The following is a 13,185-nucleotide window of genomic DNA, read 5'->3' on the forward strand; positions in this document are numbered from 1 at the left end:
TGCCAGAGGTCATCAGCGGGGTTGAGTTCCGCGACGGCGTCCGCCACATTCAAGCTGCCGCCTGATCAAGCGTCACCAACTTTCGAGCATATCTCTCACAGCATTGGCTGGGGGTCTTTGCTGAAATCGCAGGTGACAGGCCCGTGACCCAATACGGCAAGGCGGATGGCCTTCGCGCCAAGGCGGTGCTGATGAAGCTGCCCCCGAACGTCGCCAAGTCCAAGGTTCTGCGGGGGCTGTCCTATGCCGATGCTGCCGCCAAAGCCGAGGCACTGGGCATGGCCCCCATGTCCATCACCAATTACAACAAGGCATTGCAGCGGATCGGCTCGTTCTTTCACTGGGCCGAAAGGAATACGGTCGGCACGGTCACCAATCCTGTTAATGGTCTGAGGCTCAAGGATCCCATCCACGCCAAGGACAAGCGCGACCCCCTGACCCCAGAGGAACTGGGAAAGCTGTTCGGCAGTCCGGTCTGGCGGTCCTGCCGTTCGGCACGTTTCAGGCATGAACCCGGCAATGTGGTCATGAATGGCGATTGGCGGTTCTGGTTGCCCCTGTTGGGTCTGTGGTCAGGTGCCAGATCCAACGAATTGGGCCAGCTATTGCTGTCCGACATCAAGGACGAAAATGGCGTGGCCTATCTGCATGTCATTGACGACATCGAAGGCAAGCGTGTGAAGACCGCATATGCCCGGCGCAAGGTCCCGATCCATGATCAGTTGAAATCGCTGGGCCTCCTGTCCTTCGTCGCTGATCGTCGTCGCGTATCAAGCCCCGAAGACCGCCTGTTCCCCGATCTGCGGGTTGGGGCCAAGGGCTATTACTCGCACAACGTGACCAGGTTCTTCTCGGGCTATCTGGAAAAGACCGGGATCAAGACTGCGAAAAACTCATTCCACATCCGCGATAGCGTCCAGCAGAGCGTCTTGCTGGATCAGCAGTTGATAATCGAGGCACACCTGATGCATGGCGGCTGTCGCCTCTGCTGCCAGTCGGGCGGTTTCCTCGTTGTCGGGGGGCGTCCAGTTGTCCTTGCGATCCCGATACCAGTCCCCGGTCACGGTGCGAAACCTGTCAGCCTTCAAGATGATCCACCGCTTTCGCATATTGTCCACGGTGCCCTTGCTGGTGCCGGTCAGCTTGGCAATCTCCTGCTTTGAGAAAGCATGCTCTGCGCCTGCGGGCGGCACCTCTCTGACCAGCTTCCAAGCACTGTTGGTCCGCTCCTCACCAGTCTGAGGCAAACCGTGCCGCCCATTGGTTTCGAGCGTCATGCGCAGGGCCTCATGCCGTGTCCCGATGAACATGGCGCAGTTGATCTTGCGATTGGGTGCGACCTTCTCGCATGCCTTGATGCGGTGCCAGCCGTCGATAACTAGGGGTGGGCTGTCGGGATTGTCGCTGTCCCGCCAGATGACCGGCTTGGAGTTGAACTTCACCCCGTCCCGAAGCGCCCGGACATAGCGGGCAAGGGTCTTGCCGAAGAGCCATGGCAAGCCGCGGGTCGATGATCAGCGGGTGCTGAGCAGGATAATATTCATCAATCGCAATGGCTTGCTGTGGTGCGACGCGCCTCGTGAGTATGGCCCGCCAAAGACGCTCTACAACAGATGGAAGCGGTGGAGTGACATAGCCGGCGCCATTGCGCAGGGTCATGCGCGGGTTCAGAGGAAAATGTCCGGTCCGATCCCGCGATCAGGCATTCCCCGTCGGGGGAATGCCATCAGGCGTTCATTTGCGCTGCAACTCAGCCGAAATACCGCACGCGGAAGGCGTCGATGGCCACGGCGATAAAGATCATCACCCCGCCGATCATGCCGACATAGAACGAGGGCACGTTGATGATCGCCAGCCCGACCTGAATGACCGTCAAGAGCAACACGCCCCCCAGGACGCCGCGCACATTGCCGCGCCCGCCAAAGACGCTGACGCCGCCGATGATCGGCGCGGCGATCGCGTAAAGCAGATAGCTGGAGCCCTGGTTCGAGGTGATCGCCATCTGCCAGCTTGCCAGCAGGAAACCGGCCAGCGCCGCCAGAAAACCCGAAATGGTATAGGTGATGACCTTGACCCGTTCGACCCGGATCCCGGCCGAGTTCGAGGCGACCGGATTGCCGCCCACCGCATAGATCGAGCGCCCCAGAACCGTGCGCTGCAGCATCACTCCGATCACCACCAGCGCGGCCAGAAACACCACCGGCATGATCGGCCAGCCGCCGATCGTGGCCTGCCCGATCCAGACATAGCCATCCGACAGGTTGGTCAGCGTCTTGCCCTGCGTCAGCGCCAGCAGTGCGCCTTGCAGGATGATCATCATCGACAGCGTCTCGATCAGCGAGACCATCTTCAGCCGGGTGATGCAGATGCCGTTGAAAAACCCGATCAGGGTGCCGACCGCCAGCCCGACCAGCATGGCGAGAAACCACGGCAAGCCCAGATCGGAATAGGCCAGCGCCCCCACCGCCGCCGAAAACCCGGCATTGGCGGGGATCGACAGGTCGATCTCGGCCACCAGCAGCGGCAGGGCTACGGCAAGGCCCAGCATGCCCAGCACGGTCGCCTGCACCATCACGTTCTGCAGGTTGAAGACGGTCAGGAAGAAATCGTTGAAGGTGCCAAAGATCGCCACCAGCGCGATCAGCCAGATCCAGACGACATTGTGCAGCACCCAGCCCAGCATGGCATGGCGGTTGAACTTTCCGGCGGTTTGGCCGGAGGCCTCTTTGGCGATGGCGTTCATGGCAGATTCCTTATGCGTGCGCGCGTCATGCCTGTACCGAGGCACGCAGCCGCTCGACGGTGATATTGTCGCCCGTCAGGGTTTCCTTGATGGCGCCATTCTCGAAAACGCAGACGCGGTCCACGGCGCGCACCAGCTCATCGGTATCGGTCGAGACGATGATGACCGAAACGCCGCGGCTGCTCAGTTCGTCGATGATGCGCAACACGTCCTGCTTGACGCCCACATCGATGCCGCGCGTCGGCTCGTCCACGATCAGCAGGCGCGGATCGGTGGCCAGCACCCGGCCCAGACAGACCTTTTGCTGGTTGCCGCCGCTGAGCGTGTCGACCGCGTATTCCGGCCCCGGCGCCTTGACATCCATGGCGCCGAAATAGCGCGCGACGACGGCCGCCTCGGCCGCGCGGTCGATGAAGCCCATCCGCATCCGCGCCGGCAGCGAGGACATGGCGATATTCTGGCCGATAGACATCTGCCCCACCGCGCCGTCGCGGCGACGGTCGTCCGACAGATAGGCGATACCGGCGTCAAAGGCGGCGCGCGGGCTGCCCGGCAAGTCGCGCTCAGTGCCGTTCAGCGTGATCCGCCCCCGCGCGGGGTAAAGGCCAAAGATGGCCCGCGCCAGTTCCTTGGCCCCCGCACCCGGCAGGCCGGTGAAGCCGACGATCTCGCCCGGGGCGATGTCCAGCGCCGGCAGCGCCAGGTGCTGGCCGCGCAGCTCGCGCAGGGCGACGGCGGGCGCCTTGCCGGCATGGTCGCGGCGCTGGCGCTGGAACAGCTTCAGTCCCCGCCCCAGCACCAGTTCGGTCAGTTGCTCGGAACTCATCGCGGCGACGTCATCCGAGCCGCCGGCCAGATTGCCGTCACGCAGCACCGAGACCGCATCGCAGATTTCCAGAATCTCGTCATTGTAATGCGAGATGAAGATGAAGGTGACGCCCTCGGATTTCAGACGGCGCATGAAATCGAACAAGAGCTTGCGGTCGGCGACGGTCAGGGCGGCGGTCGGCTCGTCCAGAATGATGACCTTGCCACCCGAGAACATCGCCCGCAGGATGTTCAGCTTGCGCCGCGCCACCGCGTCCAGCCGCCCGGCCAGCGCGCCCGCGTCGATACCCGAGCCCGCAAGCATGCGCGCGGCGTCGGCACGCAGCGCCTTCCAGTCGACAAAGCCGCGCCGGGCCGGCCAGATGCCCAGCATCAGGTTTTCCGCCGCCGTCATGTTGTCGATGATCATCGGCTCTTGCGTGACCAGAAAGACGCCCGCTTCCTCCATCGACTTGACGTCGACATGATCCAGCACCCGCCCGTCCATGGTGATCCGCCCCGACGAGGGCGTGCGCTGGCCCGAGATGATGCCGACCAGCGTCGATTTGCCGGCGCCGTTCTCGCCCAGCAGCCCGTGGATGGCCCCGCGCCGGATCGACAGCGTGACGCCGCGCAATGCCTGCACGGCGCCATAGGTCTTGGTCACATCCTCGACCTGCAGGATGGCATCGGTCGCGGCCAGATCGCGCCGCTCATGTATCGTCATCTTGCACCTCGGCAGGGTTGCGATGGCCGGGGCGGGTGAGGCCCGCCCCGGCACCAGAGGTCAGCTATAGGGGATGCCCCATTCCTTTTCGGCGACGGCGCCCCAATGGCGGGCATCGGCGGCATTGTCGCCATTGATGACAAAGGCCGGAATGATCAGCGTCGGGCCGGTATTGCCGGCGACGATCTCACCCTTTTCCCAGAAGTATTTCTTGTTCTCATAGGTGCCCAGCGGCACGGCCTCGCCTTTCAGCGCGTGCTTGACGATCAGCTCGACCGCGATTTCGCCGTAAGCGATGGGGTCTTGGGACACGCAGGCATCCATATAACCCTCCTGGATCCATTTCAGCGCCACCGGCTCGCCGTCGATATTGACGAAGATGACGTGACCTTCCTCGCCGACCTTTTTCCAGCGGTCCTTTTGCTGCAAGGCCGTGACGATCCCGCGCGAGGGCGAATCCGAGGGCGCATGTACCGCGTCCAGATCGGGATATTCCGACAGCGTGGACAGGGTCACCGCCAGCATCTGTTCCAGCTGCCCCTCGGTCGGGCGGGCCAGATAGGTGATCTCGGGGTATTTGGCAAAGACCGAATCCATGCCCTCTTTCCGCAGCCGCCACGCGACCGAGGCCAGCGCGCCAAAGCAGTTCAGCACCACGCCCTTGGGGCTGCCATGCTTCTTGACCAGCCGTTCGATGATCTGCTCGGCGGCCATCACCCCGCCCTGAAAGTTGTCGAAGCTGACGGTGATCGCCACATCGCCGCCATCGGCGGGGGTGTCGATGATGCCGACCGGAATGCCCTTTTGATTATAGCGCCGGATCGCCGAGACGATGGCCTGGCTGTCGATCGGGTCCGAGATCAGCGCCGAGGGCTGCGACAAAAGCAGGCTCTGCCATTGTTCCAGCTGGCGGGTATTGTCGAAATTCGCATTCGTGGCCTGAAACTTGCCGCTGGCGGCGGCCACGGCGCGTTTGACCGCCTCTTCCTGGATGACGAAGAAATAGTAATCCAGACTTTTGTTCGAATAGGGGATCGACAGGCCCGCCTGCGCGAATGCGCCCGGCCCCATCATCGCCCCCAGTCCAAGCGCCGCGCCCCCGGCCAGAAGGCTGCGACGGCTTACGCCCACCCGTTCAATCATGACATCCCTCCCAGATGCTGTTTCTGAATGTAGTATTACTAGATACGCAATGATTCGGTCAATAAGTTTGAAGGCCCGCTCGCTGGATTCCGATCCGAGAGCACGAAATTTTCTCTATTATATTCATTAGTTTTTGGGCAAATACGGAACAGAGGCCGGCCTGCGCGGAAACTCCTCGGCGCAGGCTGCTCGACTGTCGTGTAAAAAGTTTTACTAGATCAACGCATCTTCACATAGGACGTGCCGTCAAAGCAGCCGACCACCATTCCGGCGGCCTCGCGGGTGAACAACCCGTTTTCGACCACGCCGGGGATCTGGTTCAGCGCGATCTCCAGCGGCGCGGGATCGGCGATCACCGGGCCGCAATGGCAATCAAGGATGAAATTGCCGCTGTCCGTCACCACCGGCTGGCCGTCACGCATGCGCCGGGTGATCGTCGCCCCCTTGATGCCATGGCGGGCCAAGGCGCCGGCCACCATGCGCTCGGTCTGTTTCCAGGCGAATTGCACCACCTCGACCGGCAGGGGAAAGCTGCCCAGACGCTCGACGATCTTGGTCTCGTCGCAGATGCAGATCATCTGCTTTGACGCGTGCGCGATGATCTTTTCCCAAAGCAGGCAGGCGCCGCCGCCCTTGATCATGGCAAAGCGGTGGTCGATCTCGTCGGGGCCATCAACGGTCAGGTCCAGTTCGCCGATCTCGTTGGGGTCGGTGATCTCGATGCCGACCTCGCGCGCCACGTCATTGGTCGAGCGCGAGGTGGTGGTGCAGGTCAGCCGCAGCCCGCCCGCGACATGCTTGCCCAGTTCGCGCACGAAGAAATGCGAGGTCGTGCCCGAGCCAAGGCCAAGCTTCATCCCGTCATGGATGAAATCGGCGATCACGCGACGGCCCGCCACTTTCTTGGCTTCGTCCTGCTGGCTCATGCTTGTGCTCCTGTGCTGCGCGTCCCGCGCGGGTTTCAGATCTTGTCGGTCTGCCAGCTGTCCAGCGCCGGCAACTGGTCGGGGAATTCGCTGCCGCTGGCGATGGCGATGGCGGTCACCAGCATATTGGTGACCAGATGGTGGTTCAGCCGCGAGGCGAGGGGCGTCATCAGCTCGGTCTGGTCATAGGGCCTGACCGCGATCACCACGTCCGACACTCGCGCCAAAGGGCTGTCGCCCGCCGCGACCGCGACCACCCGCGCCCCGCCCGCGCGCGACGCAATGGCGATCTCGACCATCTGCTTGGTATGGCCCGATTGCGAAAAGATCAGCGTGACCTCGCCCGGACGCGCGCCCTCGGCATGCATCCATTGCCTCTGCTTGCCCAGAAGCGCCTGACAGCGCATGCCCAGACGCTGGAACTTGTGTTCGGCATCCAGTGCGTTCACCTCGGAAATGCCGGTGGCATAGATCCCGGTCCAGCTGGCCGCCTGCAACAGCCGCGCGCCCTCGGCCACCTCGTCTGGGCGCAGATCCTCGGCCAGACGCTGCACGGCATTCAGCGAATTGCGGCAGGTCTTGCGTACGATATTGTCGATGCCGTCCTGCGGCGTGATCTGCTCATAGGCAAAGGGCGCCGAGGGCACGAGGCTTTGCGCCAGATTGAGCTTGAAGTCCTGATAGCCCTCGAAGCCGAAGCGACGGCAGAACCGCACGATGGTCGGATCGCTGACCGAGCAGATCTCGGAGAGTTTCGCCATGCTCATATGGATCACCTCCGAGGGCGCGGCACCGACATAATCGGCCACGCGACGTTCGGCGGGGCGCATGTCCTCGCGCTCTTGCAGGATCCTTTGCAGCAGGCTGACGGTCATGGCGCTCTCCTATCCGGCGGCGGTGGCATTCCGCCCCTGCTGCAACAGATCGCCCAGACGGGTCAACCGATGGCCCGGCGCGACACTGACAGCGGGGCCGCTGCCCCAGGGCACGACATAGAAGGGCACGCCTGCGGCCTCGGCGGTGGCGCGGTCGATATTGGTGTCGCCGACATAGACCCAGCTTCCCGGCGCCAGCCCCATCGCATCGGCCACGGCCAGCAGATGACCGGCATCCGGCTTGCAGGCCGGGACCGCATCGGCGCCGATGGCGGCATCGAAAAACCCGGTCAGGCCAAGCTGGTCCAGAACGCTGCGGGTGACCGCGTTGTTCTTGTTGGTGCAGATTCCCAGCCGCAACCCCGCCGCACGCATGGCCTGCAGATCCTCAAGCACATGGTCATAGAACCGCGTGCGCCCCGCCGGATCGTCCAGATAGGCCCGCAGATAAACCTGAAAGGCGCGCTCGACCGCGGCGTTGTCATAGGGGATGCCCAGATCGTCCAGCAGGTCCGTGATCAGCCGCCGGGGACCCTTGCCGGTGAAACGCTCGACATGGCGCGGGTCCAGCGCCGGCCAGCCATTGGCGGCAAAGCCCGCGCTCAGCGCCGCGGCGATGTCGGGCGCGCTGTCGATCAGCGTGCCGTCAAGGTCGAAGATGATCGCGGAAAGGGCGGGCATCGGGGCGATCTCCTGCGGTTAGCGGTCAAAAAGGGCATCGTTCAGGGCGGCGAAACTGTCGCTGAGCGCCGGGTAAAGTCCGCGATAGATGGCATGGGCGCGGGTGTGGACGGCGGCGGTCTGCGGGTCGGGCCGCTCGCGCGTCAGGGCGCGACAGCTTTGCGCCGCCGTTGCCGCATCCGGCCAGACGCCGACCGCCAGCCCGGCGACCAGCGCCGCGCCGAAGGCCGCGCCTTCGGCGGCACCCTCGGTCGTCACCACGTCGCAGCCGAACATGTCGGCCTGAATCTGGCGCCACAGCGCTGACCGCGCCCCTCCGCCCGAGGCCTTGATGACCCGCCCGTCGATCCCCATCGGCCGCATCAGCGCATGCATGTCGGCAAAGGCATGCACGACGCCCTCCATTAGCGCGCGAGTCAGATCGGCGCGGCGGTGGCGGGCGGTCAGGCCGATGAAGGCTCCGCGCGCGCTGGGATCCGGATGCGGGCAGCGTTCGCCGTTCAGATAGGGCAGGAACAGCAATCCGCGTGCCCCGGCCGGGCTTTCGGCGGCCTCGGCGGCGAGGGTCTCGAAAGATGGCGCGTCGGCGCAAAGCGTGTCGCGATACCAGCCCATGGCGCCGCCGGCGTTCAGCGACACGCCCATGCAATGCCATTTGTCGGCGGCGACATTGCAGAACACCTGCAACTTGCCGTCCGGGTTATCCTGCGGCGCATCCAGCGCGGCGGCCAGAATCCCCGCCGTGCCGATGGTGGTCTGCAATTCACCGGGGCCGATCACGCCCGAGCCGATGGTCTGGATCACGCTGTCGCCGCCGCCGCCCGCGACCGGCACGCCCTTGGGCAGACCAAACAGCGATGCCCCCGCAGCCGAGACCCGGCCGGTGATCTGTTGCGATTCAAAAACCGGCGGCAGCAGGTCGGGGTCGATGCCTGCCGTTTCGATCAGCCCCGTCGCCCATTGCCGGCGGCGCACGTCGAAAAGCCCGGTCCCCGAGGCATCCGAGACCTCGCTCGCCACCTCGCCGGTCAGGCGCAGGCGCAGGTAGTCCTTGGGGTTCAACATCAGGGTCATGCGCGCGAACAGGTCCGGTTCGTGCCCCTGCATCCACAGGATCTTGCCGCCGGTATAGCCGATCAGCATGCGGTTGTTGGTGGCGGCCAGCAAGCCCTCCAGCCCGCCCGCCGCCTCGGTGATTGCCGCGCATTCGGCGCCGTTGCGCTGGTCGTTCCACAGGATCGCCGGGCGCAGCACCCGATGATCCGCGCCCAAGGGCGTCAGCCCGTGCATCTGCCCCGAAAGCCCGATGCAGAGGATTTCCACAGCAGGCGCGCGGGCCACCGCCCTGGCCACGGCCTGACGCGCGCCGTTGATCCACAGTTCCGGGTCCTGCTCGGTCCAGCCGGGGCGGGGCTGGGACAGCGGATAGGTCGCGGTCTCGGCCGCGATCACCGCGCCATCCGTGCCGATCAGCAAGGCCTTGCAGCCCGAGGTGCCGATATCGATGCCCAGCAGCGCCTGCATGGCCTAGCCCCCCACGCCGTGATGCAGCCGGACATGCTTGAAGTTGAAATATTCCAGCAGCCCCTCGCGCCCGTGTTCATAGCCGACACCGCTTTGCTTGCGGCCGCCATAGGGGGCGTTCATGATCCCGGCATCGACGGTGTTGATGGCGACATTGCCGTAATCGAGCCCCGCCGACAGCGTCTGGATATCGGTCAGATCGCGGGCATAGACATAGGACGCCAGTCCGTAGGGCGTGTCATTGGCCAGCCGCACGGCCTCGGCCAGATCGTCATAGGGCGCGACCCCGACGAGGGGGCCAAAGGTTTCCTCACGCATCACCAGCATCTCATGGGTGCAATCGGCCAGAACCGTCGGGCGGAAGAAATGCCCCTTGGCATAGTCCGCGCCCTCGGGCGCCTTGCCGCCGGCGATCAGCCGCGCGCCCTTGTCCAGCGCGTCCCGAAGATGGGCGCGGGTCTTCTCCAGCGGCTCGGCTGAGGCCATGGCGCCCAGATCTGCGGCGGGATCGGTCAGCCCGTTCGCGACGCTCAGCGCCTCCGCCGCGCGGCCCAGCCCGGCAAGAAACTCGCCATAGACCGAGCGATCGACATAGATGCGGTTGATCGCGATGCAGATCTGGCCGCAATTGCGGAAGCTGCGCCGCGCCGCACCCTTGACCGCCGCCGCGATATCGGCGCTGGCGGTCACGATCATCGGGCAATTGCCGCCCAGCTCCAGCGACAGGCGCTTCACCTGCGGGCAGCTTTGCTGGATGTGCAGCCCGACCGCGCTGGAGCCGGTAAAGGCGATCTTGTCAACCTGCGGATGCTCGACCAGCGCCTGCCCGACCTGCGATCCCTTGCCGGTGAGCACGTTGACGACGCCCGCCGGAATGCCGGCGGCCTGACATTTCGCGGCAATGGCCAGCGCGGTAAAGGGGGTCAGCTCGGCCGGCTTGATGATGATGGTGCAGCCGGCGGCGAGGCTGGCGCAGAGCTTCCAGCCCACCAGCTCTGCCGGATAGTTCCAGGGCGTGATTGCGCCGACAACGCCGATCGGTTCGCGCACCACCAGGCTTTGAAAGCCGGGCTGGTCATTGGGGATGATCTCGCCATGCACGCGGGTCGCCTCTTCGGCGTAGAAATGGCAGGCCTCGGCCAGCTTGAGGATCTCGCCCCGCGCCTCGTTCACGGGCTTGCCCTGTTCGGCGGTCATGATCCGGGCCATGGCATCGGCATCCGCCGCGATCAGATCGCCCAGCCGGTGCAGGGCGACGGCGCGGGTCTTGGGCAATTGCGCGGCCCAGGGGCGAAAGGCGCGGCGGGCGGCCTGAACGGCGGCCTCGACCTCAGCGCCCGTCGCGGCGGCGATATGGCCGATGACCTCGCCGGTGGCGGGGTTTTCGACCGGCAGGCGCGTGCCTTGCCCGGCCCGGAAAGCGCCGTCGATGAACAGCATGCCATCCAGCGCTGCAATCGATTGGGTCAAGGTCTGATCTGCCATCTGCGCCTCTGCCGCCTGCCTTTTGTGAAACTTGCCATATCGTCAAAATATAGAATTACTACTTTTTGGCAAGCGACAAGTTCGCGGCTGCCAACCCATCACGAGATCTGCGATTATGACAATGATTATGATATGTTTAATGCAAAATTATGGCATGGATATCCGGCCTTCCCCCTGGGCATCAAAAACTTCATCTTGACCCGATGTGACGTATGAATGTAGTTAAACTATGCAATCAGGAGACAAGTCCATGTTGCCGAACGCCCCCGAAACCGCGAAGCTCGTCGGCCGTGTCTGGCGCCCGGGTATAGGTCCCTGCGTCGTCATCCTGCGCGATGCTCGCCTGATCGATGTCACGGACAAGGTGGTGTCGATGGCGGATTTTCTGGATGATGATCCGGCGACCCGTTTTGATGCCTTGCAGGGCGAGGATATCGGCGCGCCCTCCGATTTGGTGCTGGACCCGGCGGCTATGGGCTATCACGCCGACCGGCCTTGCCTGCTGGCGCCCTGCGACTTTCAGGCGCTGAAGGCCTGCGGCGTCACCTTTGCCCAAAGCATGGTCGAGCGGGTGATCGATGAGCGCACATCGGGCGACCCGGCCCGCGCCGACGAACTGCGCCAGCGCATCGGCGCGCTCATTGGCGGCAGCCTGTCGAAGATCCGCGCAGGCTCGGCCAAGGCGGCCGAGGTCAAGGCGGCGCTGATCGGCGAAGGGCTGTGGTCGCAGTATCTTGAGGTGGGCATCGGCCCGGACGCCGAGGTCTTTACCAAATCGCAGCCGATGTCGGCGGTGGGTTACGCCGCGCAGGTCGGCGTGAACCGCATCTCGGCCTGGAGCAACCCCGAACCCGAGGTGGTGCTGGCCGTCGACAGCCTTGGCCATATCCGGGGCGCGACGCTGGGCAATGACGTCAACCTGCGCGATGTCGAGGGCCGGTCCGCCTTGCTGCTTGGAAAGGCCAAGGACAACAATGCCTCGTGCGCCATTGGGCCGTTCATCCGCCTGTTCGACGGTGCCTTCACGCTGGCCGATATCGAGACCGCGACGCTGGCCATGGCGGTGACCGGCACCGACGGGTTCCAGATGTCGGGCCGCTCGAACATGGCCGAGATCAGCCGCAAGCCCGCCGATCTGGTGGCGCAGACGATGAATGCCTCGCATCAGTATCCCGACGGGTTCATGCTGTTTCTGGGCACGATGTTCGCGCCGACCCAGGACCGGGCCGAAAAGGGTTCGGGCTTTACCCACAAGCAAGGCGATGTGGTCGAGATATCGACCCCGCTTCTGGGTACGCTGCGCAATACCGTCGTCCATTCGGACGAGGCTGCGCCTTGGACCTATGGCATTCGCGCGCTGGCGCGTAATCTGGCCGGGCGCGGCCTGTTGTAAGCGCGCAGGGCTGAAGAAAGGGAGAGCGATGGATTACAAGGCGAAACAGGATCTGACGGGCAAGCTGGCGCTGGTCACCGGCGCCGGGCAGGGAATCGGTGCCGCGATCGCCGAGGCGCTGGCCGCGACCGGGGCCGAAGTGATCTGCACCGACATCCTGCGCGAGCGCGCCGAGGCGACCGCCCGCGACCTGACCGCCAGGGGCTTTGCCGCGCGGGCCGAGGCGCTGGACGTGACGGACAGCGCCGCCATCGACGCGCTGGCGGCCGCCCTGCCGCCGCTGGACATTCTGGTCTGCAATGCCGGAATCGCCGTCAATACCCCCGCAGAAGAGATGACCGATGCCGAATGGGACCGGGTGATCGGGGTGAACCTGACCGGCGTTTTCCGCACCTGCCGGGGGTTCGGGCGCGAGATGCTGAAGGCCGGGCGCGGCGCGATCATCAATATCGGCTCGATGTCGGCCGAGATCGTGAACGTGCCGCAGCCGCAATGCCATTACAACGCCTCGAAGGCCGGGGTGCATCACCTGACGAAATCGCTGGCCGTCGAATGGGCCAAGCGCGGCGTGCGGGTGAACGCGGTGGCGCCCACCTATATCGAGACGCCGCTGCTGAAGGATCTGGAAAGCAAGCCGGGGTTGGTGTCGCGCTGGCTTGAGATGACCCCGGCGGGACGGATGGGCCAGACGCATGAGATTGCTTCGGTGGTGCAGTTTCTGGCCTCGGATGCCTCGAGCCTGCTGACCGGCGCGATCATCAACGCGGATGCCGGCTATACCTGCATCTAGGCTCCAGACTCATTGATCTTCACAGCCAGAACATGACTGTTGCGGCGAGGGCGACGGCGGATAGGAAGGTCTTGGCGGATCTGTCATAGCG

General features: G+C 64.5%; 11 protein-coding genes and 1 pseudogene. 4 read left to right on the forward strand and 8 right to left on the reverse strand.

What is annotated here, in order from left to right:
• Positions 1-191 precede the first annotated feature (191 nt).
• Together DFP89_RS18755 and DFP89_RS18760 are read left to right on the forward strand one after the other, a co-directional pair.
• A complete protein-coding gene (locus tag DFP89_RS18755; RefSeq protein ID WP_147273356.1) occupies positions 192-1,163 on the forward strand; it encodes a site-specific integrase in 972 nt (323 codons plus the stop codon).
• A 316-nt stretch (positions 1,164-1,479) separates the two neighbouring features.
• A pseudogene (locus tag DFP89_RS18760) lies at positions 1,480-1,632 on the forward strand (transposase); the annotation flags it as partial.
• Positions 1,633-1,750: 118 nt separating this feature from the next.
• Here DFP89_RS18760 and DFP89_RS18765 read toward each other — a convergent pair.
• From DFP89_RS18765 to DFP89_RS18800, 8 genes are all read right to left on the reverse strand, one after another.
• Positions 1,751-2,743 carry an ABC transporter permease gene (locus tag DFP89_RS18765; protein WP_114350856.1) on the reverse strand — a complete coding sequence of 331 codons (993 nt, stop codon included), beginning with the start codon at positions 2,741-2,743 and terminating at the stop codon, positions 1,751-1,753.
• Positions 2,744-2,768: 25 nt separating this feature from the next.
• Positions 2,769-4,277 (reverse strand): sugar ABC transporter ATP-binding protein, encoded by a 1,509-nt coding sequence (locus tag DFP89_RS18770; protein WP_114350857.1) that lies wholly within the window; start codon positions 4,275-4,277, stop codon positions 2,769-2,771.
• 60 nt (positions 4,278-4,337) lie between these two features.
• A complete protein-coding gene (locus DFP89_RS18775; protein WP_114350858.1) occupies positions 4,338-5,420 on the reverse strand; it encodes a sugar ABC transporter substrate-binding protein in 1,083 nt (360 codons plus the stop codon).
• 218 nt (positions 5,421-5,638) lie between these two features.
• The gene (gene rpiA / locus DFP89_RS18780) at positions 5,639-6,346 is read right to left on the reverse strand and encodes a ribose 5-phosphate isomerase A (RefSeq protein WP_114350859.1); all 708 of its coding nucleotides are present in this window, start codon (positions 6,344-6,346) and stop codon (positions 5,639-5,641) included.
• Positions 6,347-6,381: 35 nt separating this feature from the next.
• Complete coding sequence (locus DFP89_RS18785; protein ID WP_114350860.1) at positions 6,382-7,221, reverse strand: MurR/RpiR family transcriptional regulator; 840 nt, start codon at positions 7,219-7,221, stop codon at positions 6,382-6,384.
• Between the two features lie 9 nt (positions 7,222-7,230).
• Positions 7,231-7,902: an HAD family hydrolase gene (locus tag DFP89_RS18790; RefSeq protein WP_114350861.1), complete on the reverse strand. Its 672-nt coding sequence runs from the start codon at positions 7,900-7,902 to the stop codon at positions 7,231-7,233.
• 18 nt (positions 7,903-7,920) lie between these two features.
• On the reverse strand, positions 7,921-9,426 hold the full coding sequence (xylB, locus tag DFP89_RS18795) for a xylulokinase (RefSeq protein ID WP_114350862.1): 1,506 nt from the start codon (positions 9,424-9,426) through the stop codon (positions 7,921-7,923).
• A gap of 3 nt (positions 9,427-9,429) precedes the next feature.
• The gene (locus DFP89_RS18800; protein ID WP_114350863.1) at positions 9,430-10,911 is read right to left on the reverse strand and encodes an aldehyde dehydrogenase family protein; all 1,482 of its coding nucleotides are present in this window, start codon (positions 10,909-10,911) and stop codon (positions 9,430-9,432) included.
• A gap of 250 nt (positions 10,912-11,161) precedes the next feature.
• On the opposite strand from DFP89_RS18800, the gene DFP89_RS18805 reads away from it, so the two are divergent.
• Both DFP89_RS18805 and DFP89_RS18810 read left to right on the forward strand, forming a co-directional pair.
• Positions 11,162-12,304: a fumarylacetoacetate hydrolase family protein gene (locus DFP89_RS18805; protein WP_114350864.1), complete on the forward strand. Its 1,143-nt coding sequence runs from the start codon at positions 11,162-11,164 to the stop codon at positions 12,302-12,304.
• Between the two features lie 28 nt (positions 12,305-12,332).
• On the forward strand, positions 12,333-13,094 hold the full coding sequence (locus DFP89_RS18810; protein WP_114350865.1) for an SDR family NAD(P)-dependent oxidoreductase: 762 nt from the start codon (positions 12,333-12,335) through the stop codon (positions 13,092-13,094).
• Positions 13,095-13,185 lie beyond the last annotated feature (91 nt).

It is taken from the genome of Paracoccus lutimaris (genome assembly GCF_003337565.1).
Taxonomy (GTDB): domain Bacteria; phylum Pseudomonadota; class Alphaproteobacteria; order Rhodobacterales; family Rhodobacteraceae; genus Paracoccus; species Paracoccus lutimaris.